21 protein-coding genes are annotated in these 24,129 nt (G+C 62.7%); 9 read left to right on the top strand and 12 right to left on the bottom strand.

Annotated features, from left to right (window positions below):
- Window positions 1-21 precede the first annotated feature (21 nt).
- The 5 genes from R2N11_RS16180 to R2N11_RS16200 are packed head-to-tail and all read right to left on the bottom strand — an operon-like array spanning window position 22 to window position 5,387.
- Complete coding sequence (locus tag R2N11_RS16180) at window positions 22-1,167, bottom strand: hypothetical protein (protein ID WP_004635189.1); 1,146 nt, start codon at window positions 1,165-1,167, stop codon at window positions 22-24.
- On the bottom strand, window positions 1,160-3,652 hold the full coding sequence (locus R2N11_RS16185) for an ABC transporter permease (RefSeq protein ID WP_004635192.1): 2,493 nt from the start codon (window positions 3,650-3,652) through the stop codon (window positions 1,160-1,162). The genes R2N11_RS16180 and R2N11_RS16185 overlap by 8 nt, the downstream gene beginning before the upstream one ends.
- Complete coding sequence (locus R2N11_RS16190) at window positions 3,649-4,353, bottom strand: ABC transporter ATP-binding protein (RefSeq protein ID WP_004635197.1); 705 nt, start codon at window positions 4,351-4,353, stop codon at window positions 3,649-3,651. Before R2N11_RS16190 ends, R2N11_RS16185 begins: the two co-directional genes overlap by 4 nt.
- A complete protein-coding gene (locus R2N11_RS16195; protein ID WP_021197388.1) occupies window positions 4,350-5,153 on the bottom strand; it encodes an outer membrane lipoprotein-sorting protein in 804 nt (267 codons plus the stop codon). The genes R2N11_RS16190 and R2N11_RS16195 overlap by 4 nt, the downstream gene beginning before the upstream one ends.
- A gap of 9 nt (window positions 5,154-5,162) precedes the next feature.
- Window positions 5,163-5,387: a hypothetical protein gene (locus R2N11_RS16200; RefSeq protein WP_004635200.1), complete on the bottom strand. Its 225-nt coding sequence runs from the start codon at window positions 5,385-5,387 to the stop codon at window positions 5,163-5,165.
- Between the two features lie 490 nt (window positions 5,388-5,877).
- On the opposite strand from R2N11_RS16200, the gene R2N11_RS16205 reads away from it, so the two are divergent.
- Together R2N11_RS16205 and R2N11_RS16210 are read left to right on the top strand one after the other, a co-directional pair.
- Entirely contained in the window at window positions 5,878-6,123 is a 246-nt protein-coding gene (locus tag R2N11_RS16205) for a hypothetical protein (protein ID WP_004635201.1), read from the top strand.
- Between the two features lie 186 nt (window positions 6,124-6,309).
- The gene (locus R2N11_RS16210; protein WP_004635203.1) at window positions 6,310-8,193 is read left to right on the top strand and encodes a DUF3141 domain-containing protein; all 1,884 of its coding nucleotides are present in this window, start codon (window positions 6,310-6,312) and stop codon (window positions 8,191-8,193) included.
- 415 nt (window positions 8,194-8,608) lie between these two features.
- Here the strand turns inward: R2N11_RS16210 and R2N11_RS16215 are convergent, their stop codons facing one another.
- From R2N11_RS16215 to R2N11_RS16235, 5 genes are read right to left on the bottom strand one after another with little or no spacing between them, the layout of a single operon-like run.
- Complete coding sequence (locus R2N11_RS16215) at window positions 8,609-9,271, bottom strand: methyltransferase family protein (RefSeq protein WP_004635205.1); 663 nt, start codon at window positions 9,269-9,271, stop codon at window positions 8,609-8,611.
- 2 nt (window positions 9,272-9,273) lie between these two features.
- Window positions 9,274-9,525, bottom strand: a complete 252-nt coding sequence (locus R2N11_RS16220) for a DUF2933 domain-containing protein (RefSeq protein WP_004635207.1) — start codon at window positions 9,523-9,525, stop codon at window positions 9,274-9,276.
- A gap of 44 nt (window positions 9,526-9,569) precedes the next feature.
- Complete coding sequence (locus R2N11_RS16225) at window positions 9,570-9,869, bottom strand: YHS domain-containing protein (RefSeq protein WP_004635209.1); 300 nt, start codon at window positions 9,867-9,869, stop codon at window positions 9,570-9,572.
- Window positions 9,870-9,883: 14 nt separating this feature from the next.
- Complete coding sequence (locus R2N11_RS16230) at window positions 9,884-10,102, bottom strand: hypothetical protein (RefSeq protein ID WP_004635211.1); 219 nt, start codon at window positions 10,100-10,102, stop codon at window positions 9,884-9,886.
- Entirely contained in the window at window positions 10,099-12,552 is a 2,454-nt protein-coding gene (locus R2N11_RS16235) for a heavy metal translocating P-type ATPase (protein ID WP_004635213.1), read from the bottom strand. The genes R2N11_RS16230 and R2N11_RS16235 overlap by 4 nt, the downstream gene beginning before the upstream one ends.
- A 185-nt stretch (window positions 12,553-12,737) precedes the next feature.
- Here R2N11_RS16235 and R2N11_RS16240 point away from each other — a divergent pair, with 185 nt between their 5' ends.
- From R2N11_RS16240 to R2N11_RS16270, 7 genes are all read left to right on the top strand, one after another.
- Entirely contained in the window at window positions 12,738-13,238 is a 501-nt protein-coding gene (locus R2N11_RS16240; protein WP_004635214.1) for a hypothetical protein, read from the top strand.
- A 606-nt stretch (window positions 13,239-13,844) separates the two neighbouring features.
- Window positions 13,845-14,045, top strand: a complete 201-nt coding sequence (locus tag R2N11_RS16245; protein ID WP_004635218.1) for a hypothetical protein — start codon at window positions 13,845-13,847, stop codon at window positions 14,043-14,045.
- 150 nt (window positions 14,046-14,195) lie between these two features.
- Window positions 14,196-14,615: a hypothetical protein gene (locus tag R2N11_RS16250; protein WP_009277756.1), complete on the top strand. Its 420-nt coding sequence runs from the start codon at window positions 14,196-14,198 to the stop codon at window positions 14,613-14,615.
- Window positions 14,616-14,686: 71 nt separating this feature from the next.
- Window positions 14,687-15,991: a TolC family protein gene (locus R2N11_RS16255; RefSeq protein ID WP_004635223.1), complete on the top strand. Its 1,305-nt coding sequence runs from the start codon at window positions 14,687-14,689 to the stop codon at window positions 15,989-15,991.
- Window positions 15,988-17,538 (top strand): efflux RND transporter periplasmic adaptor subunit, encoded by a 1,551-nt coding sequence (locus tag R2N11_RS16260; protein WP_004635224.1) that lies wholly within the window; start codon window positions 15,988-15,990, stop codon window positions 17,536-17,538. The genes R2N11_RS16255 and R2N11_RS16260 overlap by 4 nt, the downstream gene beginning before the upstream one ends.
- A complete protein-coding gene (locus R2N11_RS16265) occupies window positions 17,535-20,702 on the top strand; it encodes an efflux RND transporter permease subunit (protein WP_004635226.1) in 3,168 nt (1,055 codons plus the stop codon). Before R2N11_RS16260 ends, R2N11_RS16265 begins: the two co-directional genes overlap by 4 nt.
- Window positions 20,699-21,037: a copper-binding protein gene (locus R2N11_RS16270; RefSeq protein ID WP_004635229.1), complete on the top strand. Its 339-nt coding sequence runs from the start codon at window positions 20,699-20,701 to the stop codon at window positions 21,035-21,037. Before R2N11_RS16265 ends, R2N11_RS16270 begins: the two co-directional genes overlap by 4 nt.
- Window positions 21,038-21,088: 51 nt before the next feature.
- Here R2N11_RS16270 and R2N11_RS16275 read toward each other — a convergent pair whose 3' ends face one another.
- Entirely contained in the window at window positions 21,089-21,694 is a 606-nt protein-coding gene (locus tag R2N11_RS16275; protein ID WP_009241695.1) for a phosphatase PAP2 family protein, read from the bottom strand.
- Entirely contained in the window at window positions 21,691-24,093 is a 2,403-nt protein-coding gene (locus tag R2N11_RS16280; protein ID WP_012435722.1) for a heavy metal translocating P-type ATPase, read from the bottom strand. The genes R2N11_RS16275 and R2N11_RS16280 overlap by 4 nt, the downstream gene beginning before the upstream one ends.
- Between the last annotated feature and the right edge of the window lie 36 nt (window positions 24,094-24,129).

Here is a 24,129-nt window from a genome sequence, read left to right on the forward strand (position 1 = left end):
CAGCCGGCAAGCACTATCGTTTTAGAAGAACCACTGTATCTGCGTGTAGTAGATGTGATGGAAATGTCCAAACTCACTGCCACTGCTGCCCATAAAGAACTGGGCGCCGATCTGCCAGTCGAGATTCGTCTTGATCGAATAGGTCAGCAGGGGCGAAACGAAACGGCTATGGTCGTCCAAATTGACCACCACATAGCCCTCCCACTTGAGCAGCGGCGTGATTTCGTAGCTCATGTAGCCACCAGCATAGTGCTTGGCAACGCTGCGAATCTTGCCGGTCAACAGCGACGTGAAATCGTACGCGGCGGCATTGGTCGTGCCGGCGCCGTTGTAGTAGAGCTCGGCGCTAAGCGTGAGCGTGTTCGCAAACGCATAATCGAGCGCGAGAACGGCACGTTGATAGGTCGAGCCAGTCTTGGCACGCACTTGCGTGAACTCACCACGAATGCCCGCCGTGCCGATCTGCCCCGCGAGATCGAAGCCGGCGACCTGCTCATTGCCGAAGCGCCCGCCGACAATGGAATAGTCCACGCCATGCGTGTTGGCGTGCCAATTGAATGCCGCGCTGGAGTCCGCGCCACCGTGCCCCGGCGCGTACACAGCGCTGATGCGGGAGATGGGCCCCAGCTTGTGCTCGGCCAGCACCGCGTCGACACCCACGCGCTCCTCGCGCTCGATGGCAGTCGGGTTCAGGGGGTTCAGCAGGTCGAGCGGGCTCCAGAAACGGCCCGTTCCCCATGCGATGCGCTGCCGCCCGATGCGCACATCGGTGTCGCCCGATGACAGGGTGACGTTGCCGCGATACAGCCGGTGCTGGCCGTAGTACGAGCCGCCACGCAGGTAATTGCCGTCGAGATCCAGGTACTGATCCGGCGCGAGACTGCTCTGGCTTGCGAACTGTGCGGTGTGCAGGTAGCTGCCGAACAGCAATTCGTTGTCGTACTGCAGATCCACGGCGACGTGCTCGGAGAGCTTGCCCTGCAACTGCAGCCGCAGGCGATTGAGATCGAGCAGATAGCGTTGCCCGCCGGGCACGATGGTTTCCGATTCCTCCAGCAAGCTCTTGTAGTAACCGGAAAATTTCAACCCGGACTGCGACGTCTCCTGCGCCGAGGCTCCGAAGGCCAGAGCCGCCAGAAGTCCGAACGGCACGGCTTGCTTAAACATGGCGTATCGCTTGCACTGGATCGAGCCGCGCCGCCTTGGCCGCGGGATAGAGCGAAACCAGCACGCCGGCAATCAACAGCGCAATACCCGGCGGGACCACCGTCGCACCGAAAATGCGCGGATAAACGATGCCGGTCAACCCGGGGATGGCGGAATATCCGGCGAAGAAGCTCGACAGGTCCATACCGGCATGCCCAAGATACAGCACCAGCGCAATGCCGGCGCCATACCCGACGGCAGACGCGATCAACAGCAAGGCGATGGACTCATATACGACCATGCGCCTCAAGGCGGCGGGCGACGTGCCAAGCGCCAGCATCACGCCAAACTCGCGCGTGCGCTCGGTGACGGCCATGAACACGGTATTGATGACCGACGTGGTAATCACCAGAAGCAGCACCGCCAGGATGATACTGCTCACCACGCGCAGGAGCCGGACCATGTCTTCGAGCTGCGGCAAGAGTTCCTGCCACGGTATCAGCGTCACGTCGGTGCCACCGATACGCGCGCGTAGCAGGGCAACGGCAGCGGACACGTGCGCGCGATCCTCCAGCCGGACATTGATGGTGGAAACGCGTGAACCGAGCGCAAGCAACGACTGCGCCGCTGGCAGCGTGACAAAAGCAAATGCGCCATCGAAACTGGCACTTTCCGTCGAGAAAATGCCCCCCACCCCGTAGGCTGCCGTGCCGAGCTCGCCGTTGGCGGCCTGGGCCATGACGACGATCTTCTCGCCCAGGCGGACACCGAGCTTGTCGGCGAGCCTGCGGCCAATCATGACTTCGCGATCGGCGCCAGGTATGAGCGCCCGTCCCTGGACAACCGTGCGGGAAATGAACGTGACCTTAGCCTCCGCCACCGGATCGATGCCGATGAGCATGATGCCTTCGGATTTCGAGGCCGTGCTGGCCAACGCCTGGACCTGGGTGCGCGGCGCAGCCGCAATCACGCCAGGCGTGCCCCGGACGGCTTGCAGCAGCGAGACGGCATCGTCGATGGCAAGCTCGGGGGCATAATCCTTGCGAAAGCCCTTGCGTTCGACCTGGATGTGCCCCGTCAGATAACGCGTGGAGTTCTCGATCGTCTGGTCGAAGAATCCGTCGAAAAACCCCAGGATGAAGACAAAGCCCACGATGCCGAAGGCAGCGCCTGCGGCCATGAGGGCCGTGCGGCGTGGATTGCGCAGCAGGTTGCGCAGTGCGAGCAGCACGAACACCGGCAAGCGGGAATCGCCCGTGTTTCGTGACGACACCCGCATGGCAGCGGGTAGCCCGCGAATCGCCTCGATGGGCCGCAACTGCACGGCCTTGGCAGCGGGATACAGTGCCGCCAGCCCGGCAATGACGAAGACCGCCACTGACAGCACGACGCCACGCTCGGCGCTCACCACCGGATAGACGACGTCGGACAGCCCGGGCATCGTGCGCAGCCCGGCTTCAAAACCGTGCAGATGGATACCCGCGCGCGCGAAATACGCCGTCACTGTCCAGCCGACGGCGTTGCCGACGATCAGGCCAACGATGCCCAGAAGGATCGATTCATACAGGACCAGCCGAAGCACGCGCGTGCGGCTCATGCCGACGGCAAGCATGATGCCGAATTCGCGCGTGCGCTCCATCACGGACATCAGCACAGGATTCGCCACCGCGAAGACGACCACCACGAAGAACACCAACAGCACCACGTAGGTCGTGACCTCGTGAAAGCGCGAACTGACCGCTACCATCGGTAGCAGCCGTGGCCACCCCACGACTTCGTAACGATCTCCCAGGCGCTCGGCGAGCCCCGCGCTGACCGGCTCCAGGCGCGAGCGCTCGCGCAGCCGCAGGGCGATGGCGGTGGCGCCACCGGGCGCGGAGAGAAACTCCCGCACAACAGGCAGCGGCATCACGGCGACGTAGCCGTCGAGATCGTCGATCTTGCTGCGGAAGATGCCGCGCACCGGATACTTTCCGCTCGATATCGAGCCGTCGTAGCCCTGCCCCACGAACACGATGTTCTGCCCGGGCCGCACCGCGAGCGCTTCAGCAAGCATCTCCCCGATCAGCACGCCGGGCGCGCCGGTCGTCAGCGGCTGCCCGGCCACGATGGCGTCCGAGAGCATCGTCACCTGCGCCTCGTCTGCCGGCTCGACGCCGACGAGCATGAGGCCGCGCGACTTGTCGCCCCGGCTGGCCAGCGCTTTGGTTTCCAGGCGGATGCTGGCGGCTGCCACCCCAGCCTCGTTGCGCACGGCATGCAGGATGGGGGCCGAGTCTGGCATGGCGAGATCAAGGATCGGATCGTCGTGGTAGCCCTTGAGATGCACCTGCGCATCGCCGGCGAAATACCGCGTGGTGTTCTCGACCATCTCGCGGTTCATGCCAGCGGTGAATCCCCAGTTGAAGATCATCGCCGCTAGGCCGATGGCGATCGACGAGATGGTGATGGCGGAACGCCTGCGGTTGCGCAGCACATTGCGCACGGCGAGTGGCAGCAGCATCATGGCGGTCGGCGCTCATCGGCTTCGATCCGGCCGTCACGCAGGCGAATGACCCGCCGCGCGCGTTCGACCACCATCGGGTCGTGGGTGGAGAACACGAACGTCACGCCGCGCCGTTCATTCATGGCCTTCATCATGTCCATGAGCGCGGCGCCGGCTTTGGAATCCAGATTGGCGGTCGGCTCATCGGGCAGCACGATGATCGGCTCGGCCGCGATGGCGCGCGCCACCGCCACGCGCTGCTGCTGCCCACCGGAGAGTTGCTGCGGACGCCTGTGCTCCATCCCTTCCAATCCCAGTTCCTTGAGCAGCGTCATGGCGCGGTCCCGGCGCTGCATCTCTGGCACCCCCTGCAACAGCATCACGAATTCCACGTTTTCTAGCGCGGAAAGAACGGGAATCAGATTGAACTCCTGGAAGACGAAGCCGATCTTGCGCAAGCGGATGTCCGAAAGCGCGGCTTTACCCAGTGTCCCGATCTCGCTGCCGTCGACCCAGACATGGCCTTCGGTGGGTGAGTCCAAGCCACCGATCACGTTCAGGAGCGTTGTCTTGCCCGAGCCGGACGGCCCTACCAGCACCGCAAAGTCGCCTTTGCGGATTTCCAGATTGATATGCTGCAGCGCATGCACGACGCTGGCACCTTGCCGATACAGCCTGGAGACACCTACGAGCTTGACGACTGTATCGGCTGCAGCATTCATGGCTTTTGCAGATTGCGCTGCGTAAAGCGTTCGTCGTCAATCGGCTGGTCGTAGCGCGCGGCCTTGACGACGATCACGGTTGCGTGGCCTGGATCATTCACGGGGCGCATTTCCCATTTGGTCGGAATGGTGCGGCCACCCATCGGGCCAACGTCGGAGAACGTCAGGACCCGCACCAGTTCGTTGCGCTCGTTGTAGTAATACTGCTTGAGCGGAATCGTATCCGCTTGCCGAATCCAGTAGAGAATCTTTCCCCACACGACGGCGGCATCCGGCTTGGGAATCGATTCAATCACGTAAGACGCGGCGCCGTTCAGCACCTCCGTGCGGAGAACCCGATGCGTGTAGTCATCCACGGCGCTGCTTTGCTTGACCAAGTCGTCGTTGGTGAAGTCGGAGCCCATCCAGGGCTGCAGCATCATCGACGGCGGAATCTTGATGGTGCGCTCGATGTTGGGCAGGTAGTTCCACATCTCCGAGCCGATACGCAGCGACCCAATACCGGCCTCCTTGGCCGGCGCCAGAACGCGGATGAACGAGCGCCGCGGCCGCTCCATCCAGGCGCGCAGGTCAAGCGCGCGCTGCCAGCGCGGTGTGGTGATCGTCATCTGGAACTCGCCTTGCAGCGTCTTGCCCCACAGCAGGGTATCGACGCGATCGACGAGCGTGCGGCCGTCTGGTTCCTCAGCCCAAGCCCCACCCACCATGCATGCGGCAGCAAACGCCACAAGGCACGCGGACACCAGAGAGGGAATGGCCTTGCGAACCATGGTGCCATCCGGGCAGCTGAACGATTTCATGGCATCCGACTAGCCAGGACGGCCAGACCCTTGCCGTGGCCATTCGACAAATGCCAGCACCCAAAGCCCGATCAGGTTGAAGAATGGCACCAGCACCAGAATGGCCCAAAAAGGCGACAACCCGATCCGCATCAGGATTCGGCCGATGGGATACAGCAATACCACCGCCATGACGGCAAACGTGATCCAGTGAGCGAGACCATAGCCGGCCATGTCGAACCCGTGAACCATCATCGTGCACCTCCTCGTGAAACCCAAGGTGTAACCCCAAGCACAATTCACGTTACACCTTTATGGGCGGCATCGCTTTACCTGGATCAAGGCATATTCGATCCAATTGCGTAGCAGGTAATAGCTTACCCGTCGCCATTTCAGCCCCCATGTGCCAGAAACATGCACCTGAAGATCAAGCAACTGGAATGCATGACAGAAAAGTCACCTTCCGGTCAGCTTCCCATCGGGAAGCAGTTGGCAGACTGCCGATACCCCGCTCATGGAAACCATCCCCGCACCCACCGCCCCTGCCCAAGAGCATTGGGGCATGGCGTACGAGACCAAACATCCTGCTATTGGCTGGGTGAAATGAGACATGGAGCGCCGATCCGGCTTGACATGGATCAAGCCACGGTCGCTATCCAGCAGGAGTCAGTGCAATAGTGGCCCCTCATCACCCAGAATGGACTGCAAAACTGAACCGCCAACTTTTATCGCTAGGAGACACAACGTGAACCGCAAAACCATCCTTTCCGCACTGCTGCTTGCAACCGCCGCATCCATGTCGGCCGGCGTATTTGCCACGGACAACGACATGCCCATGGCATCCGAAGCCTCCGGCGCGCACAAAATGAAACCGCATTCGCACGTCGCCGAGAAAGCTGGCGCTTCCGCCGCCAGCGCGCCGGCGGCCGCCCCCGCCGAGGACACCAAGGGCAGGGACAAGTCCAAGCATTTCCATCCCGATACCAAGTAAGTCTGCGCGCGGGCTCAGAAAAGAGCCCGCGCTTCAATTCACCTGACCTGCGACAACGAAGTTCGGCCCGATGCGGCTAAGCTGGCCTACAAGGCCCATGCAGTTGCACCGCATGATTTGCAGCCCGTGTCCGCACTGTCTGGTGACGGACATCACGACTTTCACAGGAAGTGATGAGGTGGTGTGATGACAGACCGTACGGTACAGCGCAAACGACGTCCGGCCCGATCGGCGCCGGGTGTAGCAGCCCCGGCGCTGCGGTTGGTTAGCGAACCGGACCACCAGGCCGAGCCACAGCCGGCACCTGCCGAGCCCCCTCTTGAGCAAGGGTGGGACTACTGGGTGGATGTCACGCAGCGGTGGATTCTGTTCATCGATATCCTGCGGCAACGCGCCAACAATATGTTGGCCCATGAGGAGGCCGGCCTGCCGCCACCGCTGCATTTCGACTACGAATTGCTACTGGATGCGCGAACCTTCGAGCGCCCGGCCAACTATGCCCTGCTCCGTATCACGCGCTGTGGCACCGACCACCTGGAGCGACAGGTTCGGGCGGATGCAACCCCCGTCATCGTCATCGACCCGCGTGCCGGTCACGGACCGGGCATTGGGGGCTTCAAGCGCGATTCGGAAGTCGGCATGGCCCTCGCCGAAGGCCATCCTGTCTACTTTGTCAGCTTCTTCCCGGCCCCCTGCCGCGGACAGACCCTTGGCGACGTCCTGAACGCGCTTCGTACCTTCGTCGAGGAGGTCGCGCGACGGCATGACGGGCAGGCGCCGGTGCTCTACGGCAACTGCCAGGCCGGCTGGGAAGTGATGCTCCTGTCTGCCCACTGCTGCGAGCGCGTCGCCTGCCCTGCGGTGCTCAACGGCTCCCCGCTCTCGTACTGGTCCGGCGAAGCAGGCGTCAACCCGATGCGCCTGCTCGGGGCGTTCACCGGCGGCGTGTGGTCAGCAAACTTTCTTGCCGATCTGGGCAACGGCCGTTTTGACGGTGCATGGCTGGTACAGAACTTCGAGGCACTCAAGCCTGAGTCCGCGCTCTGGACCAAGCTCTACACTGTCTTCGCCGATCCGGATGGTGAAGGTGACCGGTTTTTGGAATTCGAGCGCTGGTGGAATGGCTTTTACTTTCTCAGCCGGGAAGAACTGGTCGCAACCATCCAGGATCTTTTTGTCGGCAACAAGTTGGAAACCGGCGAAGTGCATGTCGACGGTAAGTGCACGGTCGACTTACGGCGCATTTGCAAACCGATCGTCATCTTTGCCTCGTACGGCGACAACATCACGCCACCGCACCAGGCGCTCGGCTGGATTCCCGTCGTGTACGAAAGTACGGAAGCTCTGGTCGCCGCCGGCCAGCGAATCGTGTATCTCACCAACCCGCATGTCGGACACCTCGGCATTTTCGTCTCCGCAAGCGTGGCGCGTCACGAGCATCGCGCGATCCTGCAAAGCCTCGATGCGATTGAGGCGCTGCCGCCCGGCTTGTACGAGATGAAGCTGTCGGAACACTCCGATGCGCCGCCACAGAACAACTCCCAACGCGGGGTCACGTTTGAGCCGCGTCGCGTCGAAGACATTCAATTCCCATACCCGCGTGCCCTGTTCGAGCATGTGCGCGCCGTCTCGGAAATCAACGAACGGCTGTATGACCAGTTCTGGAGCCCAACCGTGCGCGCGCTGGCAACGCCGTGGAGCGCTGAATGGCTGAAATGGAGCCATCCGATGCGCTGGACGCGCTATGCATGGTCCGAGCGGTTCCAACCATGGCTGTTGCTCGTAGCCGCCATGGCTGCGGGCGTGAGGGCCTCCAGGCGAAAAGCCGGGGAAGACAATATCTGGCGCGCTTCGGAAGAAGCGCTTAGCGCCACGCTGACACACACACTTGAGACAGGTCGGTCAGTGCGCGACTTGGTGGCCGAGACGGCATTCCAGTGGCTTTACGGGCCATCTTGGCCCTACTCGTTTGCGCAGTCTTATATTCCGGCATCAGACCATCGTGACTGCGACGTTGGAGAAGCAACGGTTCGCCAAGCTTGCAGCGCTTGCGACACTGACGTGCGGTGAGGTTTCCGGCGACTCTTAGCTGCATATCCAATGGGCGGTTGTGATGATCCAGACATGGGCAATGGCCCAATCAACGGGCGCTCGAATTTGCCGGCCAAGCGCACTAGCAACGCGAGCCTCAGCGGGCAGCGCTTTCTCTTTGACCTAACTGGCCGTTGTGCGGCGACTAAAAGAAGGCGCCCGCCGCAAAGAACCGTACTACAAACATGATGGCGGGATACAGAAGGGACCATCACGTGAGCAGTTGGCCGGCAGATGCTTGAAATCTACGCCATGGAAAAGCGTGCCCATGAAATCCACGAAAGGTTCGGGCGCCGCCAGCCAAGCCAACGTGCATTACGTGGAGAAGAGGATCAGAGTGGCGGACTCTGTTACAGCGGCTGCGAAGGGTTGCCTCCTGCCGAGGATGTCGTGATCAATGAGACGACGCCTTCGACGCACCACTGCTCCAACGGGGGATGAAACGTGGTGTGCGCTCACAATACGCTTCGTATGCCCGGCCGAACTCGGCCAGCGCATCTCGCTCCTCAGTCAGCGCGAGATGAACATACATCCAGACCAGCACTGGAAACATGATCAGCGTGAGCAACGTCGGCCACTGCAGCAGGAAGCCGAGCATGATCAGGACAAACGCCACATATTGCGGATGGCGCATGCGGGTATAGAGTCCACCGGTGGCCAGACGGTGCTGCTGCTGCGCCAGATACAGCACCCGCCAGGCGGAAGCGAGCATGATGAAACCACCGAAGATCAGCAGGTTGCTTAGGATGTGGAACGGCCCGAAATGCGGATTAGCGCGCCAGCCGAACATCACCTCCAGCAAATGCCCCGCGTCGTGAGAGAGGAAATCGATACCGGGAAAATGCTTGCTCAACCAGGGCAGCAACAAGTAGATCGTCAGTGGGAACCCGTACATCTCCGTAAACAGCGCCACGAGAAACGCCGAGAAGGCCCCGAAGGACCGCCAGTCACGCGAGGTCTTTGGCTTGGTGAAGCTGAAAGCGAAGATGATGAAGATGGCCGAGTTGATGATGACCAACGACCAGAGCCCGTAGCCGGATTGTGTGTCGTGCTGCATCGTTACTCTCCCTTTGGATGTACGTGCGTTGACGGCTCGCCCCCTTCGTCTTGGTGGCCGTGGTGCATGAACAGGTGCATCAACGGGCAAGTAGCGAGCAACAGGAAGGGCAGGAACGGGATCACGTGTGCCCGATGTTCCGTGAACAGGAAATAGGCGATCACAAGCAGGAAGCCTATCAAAACCCACCTGGACCTGAAGACTGTCCTGTGCGCCGCGTGCGGCCCATCTTCAGGGTTCATTTGATCATTCATGCGAGCCTCCTCGTCCACAGGCAATCGGCTTGAAAAAAGGCTGGCTAGCAGCACCCGCCGTGATGGCGATGGTGTTGGTGGACGAAACGTGAAGGATTCTGCTGAAAGACCGCGCGAGATTGCTCAGACTCGAAGTAGAACGTCTTCCCTTCAAAATTGGCCGTGATGGCGTGGGTCGGGTCAACCCGGTTTCCGGTCACTGGGTCACTGTTTGCATCTGGAGCGCCGTGCATCATGCCGGCACCCTCGCCGCCTCTGGAGCGCATCGCTTGGCTGCGCCAAAGGAACACCACCACCAATCCGCCCAGCACGATCCAGATCAGGTTTTGCGAAAGCCAGGTCATTTTCCACCTCCGTCTTACGACTTCCTACGCGATTTCAGTTCCCGCTCCACTGCCGCCTCAACCTCTCGTCTGGTTTGCCGTGAAAGACGCAAACTCATCCAGATCACCCAGACCGGACAGGCCAGGAGAATCAGCGCAACCAGCACCGAGAACAGTGAGATTCCGTACCAATAGAGGATGGCGGCGGCCAGCGCCGTCGCCACGGCGGCACAGAACCAGACAGCGGGTTTCATGCCGGCACCTCCTGCGCCTTACTTGTCAGCCGCACGCGCTTGAGCATGGCCGAATTCGCCACCACGCTAAGCGAGGACAGCGACATCGCCGCCGCCGCCAGGATGGGATTGAGCAGGCCGAAAGCCGCCACCGGAATGCCGATGGTGTTGTAGAAGAAGGCCCAAAACAGGTTCTGCTTGATCTTGCGCATCGTGGCGCGGGACAACTCGATGGAAGCCGCCACGTCGCGTACGTCATTGCGGATCAGGATGATGCTGCCGGTCTCCTTGGCCACATCCGAGCCCGAGCCGATAGCGACGCCGATATCCGCCGCAGCGAGCGCGGGCGCGTCGTTGACCCCATCGCCGACCATGGCAACCACCTCGCCGTCCTTCTGCAAGCCCTGGATGGTCTTGACCTTGTCTTCCGGCATGACCTCTGCGATTACGCGCTCGATGCCGACCTGCCGCCCGATAGCTTGCGCGGTGCGCTGGTTATCCCCACTGAGCAGAACCACCTTGATGCCGCGCGACTTGAGCATGGCAATGGCCTCTGACGCCTCTGGCTTGACCGTATCGGCCACGGCGATGATGCCAAGCAGTTCATGCCCGATCCCCGCCAGCATCGCTGTCTTGCCATCAGCCTCCAGCCCGGCCAGCGTCGCTTCAATCGTATCGACTGAGATGGCCTGCTGCGCGAGCATGCGCCGGTTTCCTAGCCAGGCCTGCTGGCCGTCGATGGCCCCCTGAATACCCATCCCCGACAGCGCCTGGATGTTGTTCGCCTTACGCGTCGCCAGCTCACGATGCTGTGCGGCACGGACGATCGCTTCGCCCAGCGGATGCTCCGAGCCGGACTCGACCGCTGCAGCAATACTGAGCAGCTCGGCTTCCTGGTGTGTCCCAAGCGGCAGGATATCGGTCACGGTCGGTTCGCCGCGCGTAATCGTGCCCGTCTTGTCAAAGACAACGGTGGTCAATTTCTCAGCGCGTTCGAGCACTTCGCCGCCGCGGATCAGGATGCCGGCGTCCGCGCCTTTTCCCACGCCGACCATCAAGGCGGCAGGCGTCGCTACACCCAGAGCGCACGGGCAGGAGATGATAAGCACGGCAATAAAGGCGAGCAGCCCCTGCGGGAAATGCCCCGCGAGCGTCCATCCGATGACAGCCAGCAGTGCAACGCCCACGACCGCCGGCACAAAATAGCCGGTCACCTGGTCGGCCAGCCGCTGAATCTGTGCCGAGCTTGCCTGCGCGTCTTCTACCATCTTGATGATCTGCGCCAGCGCCGTATCCGCACCGATGCGGGTCGCCTGGAACGTAAAGGCGCCTGACCGGTTCAGCGTACCGCCGATCACCGTTGCCCCAGGCTTCTTGTCAACTGGCATCGACTCCCCGGTCAGCATCGATTCGTCCACGCTGGTTTGCCCGTCCGTCACCTTGCCATCGGTTGGAATCTTCTCGCCGGGGCGGACCACTACCAGCTCCGAGACCATGATGCTTTCGGCGGGAATCTCGACTTCCTTGCCATCGCGAATCACGTGCGCCACAGCGGGCTTGAGGTCAAGCAGGCGACGGACTGCGGCGGAGGACTTCTTTTTGATGATCTCCTCCATGTACTTGCCCAGCAGCACAAAAGCGATGATGACCGCGGACACCTCGAAGTAGACATCGCGTTCGGCCACCTTCACCGGCAACCAGGATGGGAAGAACAACACGACCACGCTGTAGAAGTACGCTACCGACGTACCCAGCGCGATCAGGAAATCCATGTTGATGTTGCGCGTGCGGACCGCGTTCCACGCGCCTTTGTAGAAGCTCCAACCTCCAATGAACTGTACGGGGGTCACCAGCAGGAACAGCCATATTCCCCATGTGAACCAAGGCAGCGCCGGAATGGGCGCCCAAGTCAGCAGGGTCGCACCTGCAGCCAAGGCCAGAAACGCCCCGGCGCGTAACACCGCCAACGCCAGCACACCGGTCAAGGCAATGGTGACGCGCGTCTTCATCGCCTTCAGTTCGGACTCCGGCGACTCAAACGTGTGCAGACAGCTCTCGCTGCAGAAGTAGTACTTTCGCCCTCCTCGCTCTGCGGACAAGGCAGTGGCCTTGTCAACCATCATTCCGCAGATGGGGTCCTTGGCCAGTTGCTTCGTGCTTGCGGACACCGCAGCAACTCCGGTTGGCGCGTGATCATGGGCCGCGCCGTCGTGGTCATGCGCGTCATGCGCGTCATGCGAGAGATATCGCGCCGGATCAGCGAGAAAAGTCTTCTCACAGTGCCGAGAACAGAACCAATAGCGCTGATGCCCGACTTCCGTGCTGGCTGCTGCCTGCGCAGGGGAAATCTCCATACCGCAAACCGGATCGCGCACGCGACCGGCATCGACGACCGGTTGAGCGATGCGCAGCGCGCTCTGCCGACCGACCACTTGATCGCCACGATGGTGTCCGATGGAATCGCTTGGCATGCCAACCTCGGATGTGCTGATTGTTTAACTTGATTAGGTCTGGGCACAACTACGATTGCAGTGTGTTCCACGCCCGGAACGGGAGGTTGATACGGGTCAAGCGAGAGCAATTCGTTGTGATACGTCAACTGGCGACCACCGATCGCATATCAAAATGAAATCCCATCATTTCAGGAGGCAGCACCATGACGAACAACAAGCATGTTGGCTTTCTTGTAGCAGGCGCGCTGCTGATCGCCAGTGCATCGGTCTGGGCCGTTGACGAGCACCACCCCGCCGCAGCGAGCCAGCCTAGTGCGGCAACCCCAGCGAAGACTGCCCCTGCCACGGCAAACTCTGCGGATACGGAAAAGCGCTTCGAGCAAGCCCGTCAGCAGATGAAGAAGATGCAGGCCCAGATGGACAAGATCCATCAGACCAAGGACCCGAAGGAACGGCAACGTCTGATGGCCGAGCACATGCAGGCCATGCAGGACACGATGCAGACAATGCACGGTATGGGCGGCCCGATGATGATGGACATGATGGGCGGTCAAGGGATGGGGGCCGGCGGTGCGGCGCCGATGATGGGCGGCTCGGGCATGCCCATGGAGCAGCGCATGAACATGATGGAAAACCGCATGGACATGATGCAGATGATGATGGACCAGATGCTCAAACAGCAGGAACCATCAAAGAAACCTTGACGTTGCCATTGTGGGAAGGTGAATACTGCCCAGAATTGGTCAACAGGCGTGCGTGACGCATACCTGCTGACCGTTAGCTTGAACCTACGCAACATCTGACAAAAATCCGCGCGCGATGAATCCCCTTTGGCGCATGCTGATGATCGTGCTGCTTGCCGTGGCGTTGCCTGCGCGCGGGCTCCCCATGGCATCAATGCAGATGCACGGCGCTGTGGGTCTGCCAGGGCTGTCGACAGCGCATGATGTCGTACAAGCCGAGAAAGGACACCCCTGCCATATCACCGGTGACGGCCATGCCCAGAGTGGTTCCGACTGCACGGACACCGCTCCTTGCGTGTCTTTCTGCGCTGTGATCGGGGCGCTTTCCAGCCCAGCGATGCCGCTCGGCGCCAAGGGGATGCACATCCTGGTTCCCGCCCAGGAGCCTGTCTATATTTCCGCAGTTCCTGTGCCGCTCGAACGGCCACCCCGAGCCCGCTCCATTTAGCTTTACGGATCGCGCCTTTTTGCAGTGCGGCATCCGTATAGCGGCGTAAGCGAATACGCCACGCAAATTGCTAAGCCGGCATTCATGCCGGCCCCGCGTGAAATCACTGGAGCATCACCATGAAGAAGGTCATTCTTTCCGCTGTCGGCTTGGCGGCTGTTTTGACATCGTTGACGGCCATTGCCGGGCCAGACTGGCAGGTCATCGAGAAAGCTCGCAACGCGAAACTTGCGCAGATCCGCGCAGCGCAAGCGCAGAAAAGCGCTGGCATGCCTGCGATGCCGCAGCCCTGCCAAGACATGATTCAAGCGCCGAAATAACACGGTGGGGCGTTCTGCATTATCGGCAGGACGCCCATCGCGCGATGGCACGTTTGCGGCAGATCAACCCGTTCGATCATAAGCCGCGTCCGCGTGCACATCGCGCGTAGCCGCTGTTACCATTCGATCCAATCACATCATCTGCAGAACGTGCGCGCATCGCTTCGCCGGCCGTGGTTCGCCGGATTCCTAGTCATCGCTTTCCTGACAGTTCAACTGGCAGCGGCAGCATACGCCTGTGCGGCAAGCCGCGGCTCAGCGGAGGTCATGCCCACCATGGCCGATGCGACCGACGCCGGTGCCATGGTGCAGTCGTGCCCCGAGATGGCCATGCAGGCGCAGCAGGATGTGCACCAGCATGACGGCCTCTGTCTTGAGCACTGCCAGAGCGGCACCAAGTCGGCCAATCACGTATCGCCGCAGATTCCCATCTTCCTGCCCGTCCTGATCCGGATGATCACGGCCGAGCCAGTCATCATGGCGGACGGCCAATCGGTCTTGCTCGCCGATGTGGCGCCCCGTGCACCACCACCCCCGATTCCCATCCTGAACTGCTGTTTCCGCACGTAGCCTCCGAAGCGACGTATCTCTCACGCCTTGCCGCCTAACCGGCAAGGTGGTCGTTGCTTTCCGGAGGCTTTATGCTTTTGCGTTTTCCCCCACGCGGTGGGCGCTTGCTCGCGCTCGCCGTCCTGCTGCTTTTAAGCAGTCATCTGGCGTATAGCCAGACCGATGCGCTCTCCTTGCAGGAAGCGATCGGCTTGGCATCGTCCCGCTCCGCCGACGCGGAAACCTCCCGCGCCGGTGTACAGTCGGCGCTCGACATGGCCGTGGCGGCAGCCCAACTGCCCGACCCTGTCCTCAAATTCGGCGTGAACAATGTTCCCGCCGATGGCAGCGACCGGTTCTCCATCGGCACCGATTTCATGACCATGCGCTCGGTCAGCGTGATGCAAGAGCTCACGCGGACCGAGAAGCGCCGTGCCCGTGCGGAACGTTTCAACGCCGAGGCCTCCGCGGCCGAAACACAGCGTGTCGCCGCGCTGGCAGCCGTCCAGCGCAGCACAGCGCAAGCCTGGCTTGACCGCTGGTATGCCGCACGTACCGTTCAACTGCTGGCGGAACAAACAGCCTCTGTCGCCTTGCAGGTCGAGGCAGCCGAGGCGGCCTATCGCGGCAATCGCGGCTCACGCGCCGACATCGTAGCTGCACGCCTTGAACGGCAGCAGTTGCAAGACCGGACCGACGAGGCCCGGGCGACGGAAGCGTCTGCCAAGGCCATGCTGCGGCGCTGGGTAGGCGACGCATCCAGCCGCCCGCCCGCCGCGCCCCCCAGGTTCGACGTCCCGCAGTGGCTCGACGCGCTGGACGACGCGGCCATCGATACCCTGCCCGATGTGGCCGCTGCCAGCGCGCAAGCCGCCATGGCGGACGCTGAAGGACGTGTCTCTCGTGCGGCCAAGACACCCGACGTGACGGTGGAGCTGATGTATAGCCAGCGCGGACCGGCTTACGCCAACATGGTGTCGTTGAACGTCTCCCTGCCGATTCCCTGGGATCAGAAGAACCGCCAGGACCGCGAGGTCTCGGCCAAGCTGGCGCAAGCCAATGCCGCGCGCGCTCAAGCAGAAGTCTTGCGGCGCAACATGGTGGGCCAGATTCTGGGCAAGCGCGAGACGTTGCGACTGAACCAACGCCGCCTGGATCGCTATCAAACCACGACCGTCCCGCTAGCGCGCGCGCAAACCGAGGCAGCGCTAACGTCCTACCGGACTGGAAGCGGTTCGCTCGCCGCGGTCGCCGAGGCAAGCCGCAAGGCACTCGACCTTGCGCTGGAACGTCTCAAGCTCGAAGCGTCGACGGCCCAACTCTGGGCCGAGCTCGCCTTCCTCAAACCGCTCCCCACGGCAAACCAGCCGACCTCCAACGTTGGAGTTCAACCATGAACCGAACCATCTTTGCGCGCATTGCAGCCAGTCTGGTGTTGGCGAGCCTTGGCATGGGCGCCACCTACTACCTTGGCGTGAGGCAGGGACAGCGGAGCGCGCCCACGCAGGCGGCAGCATCTGCCCAAGCCGCCGATGCCCCGCTCAAAGCGGGCGACATCGATCCCAAGACGGGCAAGCGGATTCTCTATTGGCAAGACCCCATGGCACCTGGCCAGCGTTTCGACAAACCAGGCAAATCACCTTTCATGGACATGCCGCTTGCCCCCGTCTACGAGAATGGCGCCGGCGGGAGCGCCGCCGTCACGGTTGATGGCCGTGTGGCACAGAATCTTGCTGTGCGCACGGCTGAGGTCAAGACCGGCCGGCTGGACGCCATGCTGGAAGTGCCCGGCAATATCGCCATCAACGAGCGCGGCATCGAGATCATTCAAGCGCGCGCCGCCGGCTTTGTCGAACGGGCGTACGCGAAAACCACGTTAGACCCGGTCAAGCGCGGGCAACCGCTGATCGTCGTCTACGCGCCGGAATGGGTCGCCGCACAAGAGGAGTACCTGGCCGTTTCGCGTACGGCCAACGCCCTGCAGGGGGACCTGCGCAGCGCAGCGTTGCTGCGCATGCGCCAGGCCGGCATGACGGAGGCGCAGATCCGGCTGGTCGAATCCACCGGCAAGCCACAGCCACGGCTGGCGATTTCCAGCGACATCGATGGCGTCATCACCGAGGTCGGGGTCCGGGACGGCATGGCTGTCGCACCCGGCATGACGCTCTTCAAGATTGCCGACTTGTCCACCGTGTGGGTCTTGGCGGAGATTCCCGAGAGCCAAGCATCGGCCATCCGCCCGGGCCAGGCGGTGACGGCCACGGCGACGGCAATCGCTGGACACGCGCTGACCGGCAAGGTGGATGCCATCCTGCCCGACGTCAATGCCAATACGCGAACCGTCAAGGTGCGCGTCGAACTCCAGAACCGGGACCGCCGCCTCTTGCCCGGCATGTTCGCCAACGTGCGGTTTGGCGCGCAAGCCGGCCCGGACAAGCTGCTGGTCCCCACGGAGGCGTTGATTCGCACCGGTACGCGCACGATCGTCATGGTGGACGCCGGCAATGGCGGCTTCAACCCCATCGAAGTCAAGACCGGAGCCGAAGCCAATGGGCAGACCGAAGTGACCGACGGTTTGAGCGCGGGACAGAAGGTGGTGGTTTCCGGGCAGTTCCTGATTGATTCGGAAGCTAGCCTGCGCGGCACCGCCCAACGCATGGCATCGCCACCTGCGGCCTCCGCGCCCGCAGCGGCCGCCATCGAGCATGAAGGCGTCGGCCGCATTGAGGCTGTCACCAGCGAAGGCCTGACGATCTCACATGGCGCGATTCCGTCCGCGCACTGGAGCGCGATGACAATGGATTTTGCCGCACCGCCCTCCGGCCTGCCAAAGCGCTTCAAGCCTGGGGACCGTGTGCGCTTCCGGTTCCAACTGCATGACGATGGCATGGCAGTCCTGTCCTCGGTCGAGCCGGCCGGCGCGGATCAGGGGGGCAAGCCATGATCGCACGGCTGATTCTCGCGTCCATCCGCAACCGCTTCCTGGTGCTGCTAGCGACCGTCATGCTGACGGCCTGGGGTCTGTGGGCCGCGCGCAGCACGCCGCTCGATGCGCTGCCCGACCTGTCGGACGTACAGGTCATCATCCGCACGCCGTTCCCTGGCCAAGCGCCGCAGATCGTGGAAAACCAGGTCACGTATCCGCTGACCACCACCATGCTGTCGGTGCCGGGCGCCAAGACGGTGCGCGGCTACTCGTTCTTCGGCGATTCGTTCGTCTATGTGCTGTTCGAGGACGGGACTGACCTGTATTGGGCACGCTCGCGCGTGCTGGAGTACTTGAACCAGGTGCAGTCCCGCCTGCCTGCGGCGGCCAAACCGGCGCTGGGCCCGGATGCCACCGGCGTGGGCTGGATCTACGAATACGCGCTGGTCGATAAGACCGGCCGGCACGACTTGGCCCAACTGCGGGCGTTGCAGGACTGGTTCCTGCGCTTCGAGTTGAAGGCCCTGCCGAACGTCGCGGAGGTCGCTTCCGTCGGCGGCATGGTCAAGCAGTTCCAGGTGGTGTTGCAGCCGGACCGGCTGCGTGCGTTCAACCTGACACAGGCCAAGGTGCTGGCAGCGCTCAAGGGTGCCAACCAGGAGACCGGTGGCTCCGTGCTGGAACTGGGCGAAGCCGAGTACATGGTCCGCGCCAGCGGCTACCTGAAGACGCTCGACGACTTCCGGCAGATTCCCCTGATGACGAACGATGCGGGCATCGCCGTGCATTTGGGCGATGTCGCCACCGTCCAACTCGGGCCCGAGATGCGCCGTGGCATCGCGGAACTGAACGGTCAGGGCGAGGTGGCAGGTGGCGTCGTCATCCTGCGTTCAGGCAAGAATGCCCTGGAGACGATCGAAGCCGTCAAGGCCAAGCTCGCCACGCTGCGCACCAGTCTGCCCGAAGGCGTGGAGATCGTTCCTGTCTACGACCGGTCCGGTTTGATCAAGCGCGCGGTGGACAACCTGACGCACAAGCTGATCGAGGAATTCATCGTCGTCGCTGTCGTGTGCCTGGTGTTCCTGTTCCATCTGCGCTCGGCACTGGTGGCAATCGTCTCGCTGCCGCTGGGCGTCCTGGCGGCCTTCCTGGTGATGCGATACCAGGGCGTCAACGCCAACATCATGTCGCTGGGTGGCATCGCCATCGCCGTCGGCGCCATGGTCGACGCGGCCGTGGTGATGATCGAGAACGCGCACAAACATCTGGAGCATTGGCTCGAGGACAACCCCGGCCGCGAACTCACAGGCCACGAGCGCTGGAACGTGATCGGGGAATCGGCGGCAGAAGTGGGGCCGGCGCTGTTCTTCTCGCTGCTGATCATCACGCTGTCGTTCATCCCCGTGTTCACGCTGGAGGCGCAGGAGGGCCGCCTGTTCTCGCCGCTGGCGTTCACCAAGACGTATTCGATGGCGGCAGCGGCTGGGTTGTCGGTCACGCTGGTGCCTGTGCTGATGGGCTACCTGATCCGCGGGCGTATCCCGAGCGAGCAATCGAACCCGCTCAGCCGCTGGCTGATCCGCCTCTACCAGCCAATGCTGTCCAAGGTGCTGGCGTATCCCAAGGCGACGGTCGCTATCGCCATTGTGCTGCTGGGGGCAACGGCCTGGCCGATCCTGCGCACAGGCGGCGAATTCATGCCGCCGCTGGATGAGGGCGATCTGCTGTATATGCCGTCAGCATTGCCTGGGTTGTCGGCCGGCAAGGCGGCTCAGCTCCTGCAGCAGACCGACCGCCTCATCAAGACGGTTCCCGAAGTGGCCAGCGTGTACGGCAAGGCTGGGCGCGCGGACAGCGCAACGGACCCGGCGCCGATCGAGATGTTCGAGACCACCATCCAGTTCAAGCCGCACGACCAGTGGCGCCCCGGTATGACGACCGACAAACTGGTGGAAGAACTCGACCGCGTGGTCAAGGTGCCGGGGCTGTCCAACATCTGGGTGCCACCGATCCGCAACCGCATCGACATGCTCGCCACCGGCATCAAGAGCCCGGTCGGCATCAAGGTGGCGGGCACGGACTTGAAGGAGATCGATCGACTGACCACTCGGATCGAGGAGACCGTCAAAACCGTGCCGGGTGTCACCTCTGCGCTAGCGGAGCGGTTGTCCGGCGGACGATACATCGACGTGGACATCAACCGACAGGCCGCCGGCCGATACGGCCTGAACATCGACGACGTGCAAAGCATCGTGTCATCCGCCATCGGTGGCGATAATGTCGGTGAGGTGGTTGACGGCCTGGCCCGCTTCCCGATCAACCTCCGCTATCCGCGCGATTATCGGGATTCCGTGGAGCAGTTGCGGCGTTTGCCGATTGTCACTGACCGGGGCCAGCAGATTGTGTTGTCCGACGTCGCGGACATCCGCGTCGTGCAGGGCCCGCCGATGCTGCGCAGCGAGAATGCCCGGCTCTCGGGTTGGATCTATGTCGATATCCGGGGGCGCGACCTGCGCTCGGCGGTGAAGGACATGCAGGCAGCAGTGACCAAGGCGGTGCCGATGCCGGCGGGCTACGCGCTGAGCTGGTCAGGGCAGTTCGAGTACCTGGAGCGTGCGAGTGCCAAGCTGCAGGTGGTCGTACCATTCACCTTGCTGATCATCTTCGTGCTGCTGTACCTCGTGTTCGGCCGTATCGACGAGGCGCTGCTCATCATGGGCACGCTGCCGCTCGCACTGATCGGCGGGTTCTGGCTGCTGTATCTGCTCGGCTATAACCTGTCGGTGGCCGGAGTCGTCGGCTTCATTGCGCTCGCCGGGGTGGCGGCCGAATTCGGCGTGATCATGCTGCTCTATCTCAAACACGCTTGGACCGAGCGGCAGGAAAACGGTCAAACTTCTACCCAAGCGCTACTGGAAGCGATTCAGGAAGGCGCCGTGCTGCGTGTACGCCCCAAGGCCATGACGGTGGCCGTCATCCTGGCTGGCCTGCTCCCGATCATGTGGTCGGACGGCACAGGCTCCGAAGTCATGCAGCGCATTGCCGCGCCGATGGTCGGCGGCATGATCACCGCGCCGTTGCTGTCCCTGTTTGTCGTTCCTGCTGTCTACCTGCTGCTGCGCAGGCGTGGCAGCGGGCAATCCATTCCCCAACCACCCTCTCATGACAAGGTCTCACGATGAACTACGTTTCCGCTGTTGTATTCGCCCTGACGCTGGCGTCGACTCCAGCCGCCTTTGCGGCCACGCCGATGGAAGGTATGGACATGAAGCCTGCTGGTCAAACCAAGCAGGCGCCCAAGCCCGTGGCAGCAGAGGTCCGCAAGATCTACCTCGACACCGGCAAGGTCACGCTTAAGCACGGCGCCATCGACAATCTCGGCATGGGCGCCATGACGATGACGTTTGCCGTCAAGGACAAGGCATCACTGCAGCACTTCAAGGAGGGCCAAGCGGTGTGGGCCGTCTTTGATATGGTCGACGGTCAGCCGACCGTCGTCGATTTGCGGAGCAAGTAAACCCTCGGCGGCGCACGGCCCATCGGTCGTGCGCCGCTGCATGCTGCGGAATCAGCCAGAAAGTCCCTTCACGAGGGCGCCTTGTCGTGACATCAATGCTGAGCGCAACAACCCTGCTATAGCGACGCTGCTAGCCCCGAGCATCCAGCCGGCGACCACATCCGCCGGGAAATGCATCCCGGCGGCAACACGCGACCACCCGACCAACGCGGCGTAGAACACCAACGCGAGACGCCCCCGAAAACCCACCAAGGGCCAGAGTGCCCCGACCACAAGCGCTGCGAACGTCGAGTGCCCGCTCGGCAGGCTGTAGTGCAGTTCCGGCTCACCAATGACGTGCACGAGGTGGCCGAGTACCGCCGGTGGCCGTGGGAAATCCAGCCACCACTTCAAGGCGGAAGCGGCCAGCAGGGCAAGCGCGAAGGCCAACCCAAACGTGACGAGGCGTTGCCTGACAGCGCACGCGCGCGCTGGATTCGACGCTGATATCGACCACCGCCAGAGCCCCAGCAGCAAGAGCGGCGCAGTCCAGTAGTTGCCAATCAGGCTAAAGCACCACGCCACCGGGTCCAGGGCGCTTGGCATCCCCGAGTTGATGGCGTGGAATAGCGCGACGTTCCAGCCGCCCCAGTCGTACACGAGGAACTTCCAATTCATTTGCGCAGCAACCTCAGCCCGTTGCCGACCACCAGCAGGCTGGCGCCCATGTCGGCAAACACCGCCATCCACATGGTGGCCTGGCCTGTAAAGGTCAGTGCCAGGAACACGACCTTGATGCCGAGCGCCAGCGCAATGTTCTGCTTCAGCACCCCGGCCGTGGACCGGGATAGTCGTACAAACGCCGGGAGCTTGCGCAGATCGTCGTCCATCAGCGCAACGTCGGCCGTTTCGATCGCCGTGTCCGTCCCGGCCGCGCCCATTGCGAATCCAATATCGGCCCGTGCCAGCGCCGGCGCATCGTTGATGCCATCGCCGACCATGCCGATGGTTCCTTGTGCGGATCGGCGCTCGATTTCGCGCTGCTTGTCTTCCGGCAGCAGATTACCGCGAGCCTCGTCGATACCGACCTGCTGCGCAATCGCCTCTGCGGTGTGCGGATTGTCGCCGCTCAGCATCAAAGTCTTGATGCCCAGTGCGTGCAATTCCTTGATCGCTTGGCGACTGCTGTCCTTGATGGTGTCCGCCACACCGAACAACGCGCGTACGCCGTCCTGGCCGATCAGCATCACGACCGTTTTGCCCTGGGTTTCCAGCACGGCAAGCTGTGCTTCCAATGCCGGCGAACACACGCCCAGTTCCTCGACCAGACGATGATTGCCCAGGTGATAGAGCGCACCGTTGACATGGCCCCGGACGCCGCGTCCGGGCAAGGCCGCAAAATCGGTGACGTCGCGCAGGGCTAGGCCTTGGTCCTGCGCCGCGCGGGCCACGGCCAGGGAGACGGGATGGTCGGAGCGGGCAGCCAGGCTAGCTGCCAGGATCTGGGCGGCGGACGCGTCCGCACCGTTCCAGGCCACGACGTCCGTCTGCGCTGGCTTGCCGTGCGTGATCGTGCCGGTCTTGTCGAGCGCCAACCATTTCAGCTTGCGTCCCTCTTCCAGATAGACGCCGCCCTTGATGAGGATGCCGCGCTTCGCGGCGGCCGCCAGGCCGCTCACAATGCTCACCGGCGTCGAGATCACGAGCGCGCAGGGGCAAGCAATCACGAGAAGAACTAGGGCCTTGTAGATCCAGTCCAGCCAAGTCGCACCGAAGACCAGCGGAGGGACGATGGCCACCGCAAGCGCAACCGCGAACACAATGGGCGTGTACAGCCGGGCGAACTGGTCAACGAAGCGCTGCGTGGGCGCTCGACTGCCTTGCGCGGCCTCGACGGCGTGAATGATCCGTGCCAGTGTGGAGTCGCTTGCCGCTGCGGTGACGCGATATTCGAACGACCCGGATTCGTTGATGGTGCCGGCGAACACGGAGTCGCCCGCTGCCTTCTCGACCGGCAGGCTCTCGCCCGTGATCGGCGCCTGATTGACGGATGACCGCCCCTGCAGAATCGTGCCATCGAGCGCGATGCGCTCGCCCGGCTTGACCCGCACACGGCTGCCAACGGCCACGGTCTTGGCATCGACGTCGGACCAACTGCCGTCGCTGCGCTGTACCGTGGCTGTCTCCGGGGCGAGATCCATCAGCCCCCGGATCGCATCTCGGGCGCGGTCCAGCGAACGGGCTTCGATGACCTCCGCCAAGGCGAAGAGGACCATCACCATCGCCGCTTCCGGCCAATGGCCGATCACCATCGCCCCAGTGACTGCGATCGACATGAGGGCGTTCATGTTCAGGTTGCGGTTCTTGAGCGCGATCCAGCCTTTCTTGTAGGTGGACAGCCCGCCGGTCAGGATCGCGGCCAGCGCCAGGATCACCACCACCCAATGGTTGCCACCGTTGAGCCAATACACCACTTCCGCCAGGACGGCGTTCGCGCCGGCAATGGCAAGCGGCCACCATTTGGTGGGCGCGGCATCTTGTTCGGGAAGCGGTGCTGCGGCAGAGCGGTCGCGCACCTCGGCATCGAAGCCAAGCGACTGAATGGCAGCCAGCACTTGCGGTAGCGCATCGGCAGCGTGTTGAACGGCGAGTGTGCGTTGGACGAGATTGAACTGCATGTCTGACACGCCCGCCATGCCCGCCAGCTTGCCGCGAATCAGCGTTTCTTCGGTCGGGCAGTCCATCTGACGAATGGTCAGGACTGTGCTCTGCCCGGCGGGGCTTTCATCGGCGCGAACCGCTCGCATGCCAACGGCTGCCAAGGCTTGCTCGATCGGCGCCGGGGATGGCAGCCGGTGCTGGACGGCCAGCGAACGCTGCATCAGGTTGAACTCAAGGTTGACCACGCCGGGCAGCGCCGCCAGCTTATTGCGAATGAGCGTTTCTTCCGTCGGGCAGTCCATGTTGTCGATCCGGTAGCGGGATCGTTTCAGGTCAACAGCCGCCGCATCGCCGTCCGCCGGCGTCACCACGTTGGTGGCAGCACAACCGCACCCCTTGGAGCCGCAATCACTCACAGCACCTCCCTTTGTCGCTTGAAATGGATTGGACTC

Source organism: Ralstonia flaminis, from assembly GCF_958415495.1.
In the GTDB taxonomy this organism is placed as follows: domain Bacteria; phylum Pseudomonadota; class Gammaproteobacteria; order Burkholderiales; family Burkholderiaceae; genus Ralstonia; species Ralstonia flaminis.

What these genes read in the sequence shown, in the direction of transcription:
- R2N11_RS16180 (WP_004635189.1), bottom strand. Translation starts at nt 1,167, where the DNA reads ATGTTTAAGCAAGCCGTGCCGTTCGGACTTCTGGCGGCTCTGGCCTTC.
- R2N11_RS16185 (WP_004635192.1), bottom strand. Translation starts at nt 3,652, where the DNA reads ATGATGCTGCTGCCACTCGCCGTGCGCAATGTGCTGCGCAACCGCAGG.
- R2N11_RS16190 (WP_004635197.1), bottom strand. Translation starts at nt 4,353, where the DNA reads ATGAATGCTGCAGCCGATACAGTCGTCAAGCTCGTAGGTGTCTCCAGG.
- R2N11_RS16195 (WP_021197388.1), bottom strand. Translation starts at nt 5,153, where the DNA reads ATGAAATCGTTCAGCTGCCCGGATGGCACCATGGTTCGCAAGGCCATT.
- R2N11_RS16200 (WP_004635200.1), bottom strand. Translation starts at nt 5,387, where the DNA reads ATGATGGTTCACGGGTTCGACATGGCCGGCTATGGTCTCGCTCACTGG.
- R2N11_RS16210 (WP_004635203.1), top strand. Translation starts at nt 6,310, where the DNA reads ATGACAGACCGTACGGTACAGCGCAAACGACGTCCGGCCCGATCGGCG.
- R2N11_RS16215 (WP_004635205.1), bottom strand. Translation starts at nt 9,271, where the DNA reads ATGCAGCACGACACACAATCCGGCTACGGGCTCTGGTCGTTGGTCATC.
- R2N11_RS16220 (WP_004635207.1), bottom strand. Translation starts at nt 9,525, where the DNA reads ATGAATGATCAAATGAACCCTGAAGATGGGCCGCACGCGGCGCACAGG.
- R2N11_RS16225 (WP_004635209.1), bottom strand. Translation starts at nt 9,869, where the DNA reads ATGACCTGGCTTTCGCAAAACCTGATCTGGATCGTGCTGGGCGGATTG.
- R2N11_RS16230 (WP_004635211.1), bottom strand. Translation starts at nt 10,102, where the DNA reads ATGAAACCCGCTGTCTGGTTCTGTGCCGCCGTGGCGACGGCGCTGGCC.
- R2N11_RS16235 (WP_004635213.1), bottom strand. Translation starts at nt 12,552, where the DNA reads ATGCCAAGCGATTCCATCGGACACCATCGTGGCGATCAAGTGGTCGGT.
- R2N11_RS16240 (WP_004635214.1), top strand. Translation starts at nt 12,738, where the DNA reads ATGACGAACAACAAGCATGTTGGCTTTCTTGTAGCAGGCGCGCTGCTG.
- R2N11_RS16245 (WP_004635218.1), top strand. Translation starts at nt 13,845, where the DNA reads ATGAAGAAGGTCATTCTTTCCGCTGTCGGCTTGGCGGCTGTTTTGACA.
- R2N11_RS16255 (WP_004635223.1), top strand. Translation starts at nt 14,687, where the DNA reads ATGCTTTTGCGTTTTCCCCCACGCGGTGGGCGCTTGCTCGCGCTCGCC.
- R2N11_RS16260 (WP_004635224.1), top strand. Translation starts at nt 15,988, where the DNA reads ATGAACCGAACCATCTTTGCGCGCATTGCAGCCAGTCTGGTGTTGGCG.
- R2N11_RS16265 (WP_004635226.1), top strand. Translation starts at nt 17,535, where the DNA reads ATGATCGCACGGCTGATTCTCGCGTCCATCCGCAACCGCTTCCTGGTG.
- R2N11_RS16270 (WP_004635229.1), top strand. Translation starts at nt 20,699, where the DNA reads ATGAACTACGTTTCCGCTGTTGTATTCGCCCTGACGCTGGCGTCGACT.
- R2N11_RS16275 (WP_009241695.1), bottom strand. Translation starts at nt 21,694, where the DNA reads ATGAATTGGAAGTTCCTCGTGTACGACTGGGGCGGCTGGAACGTCGCG.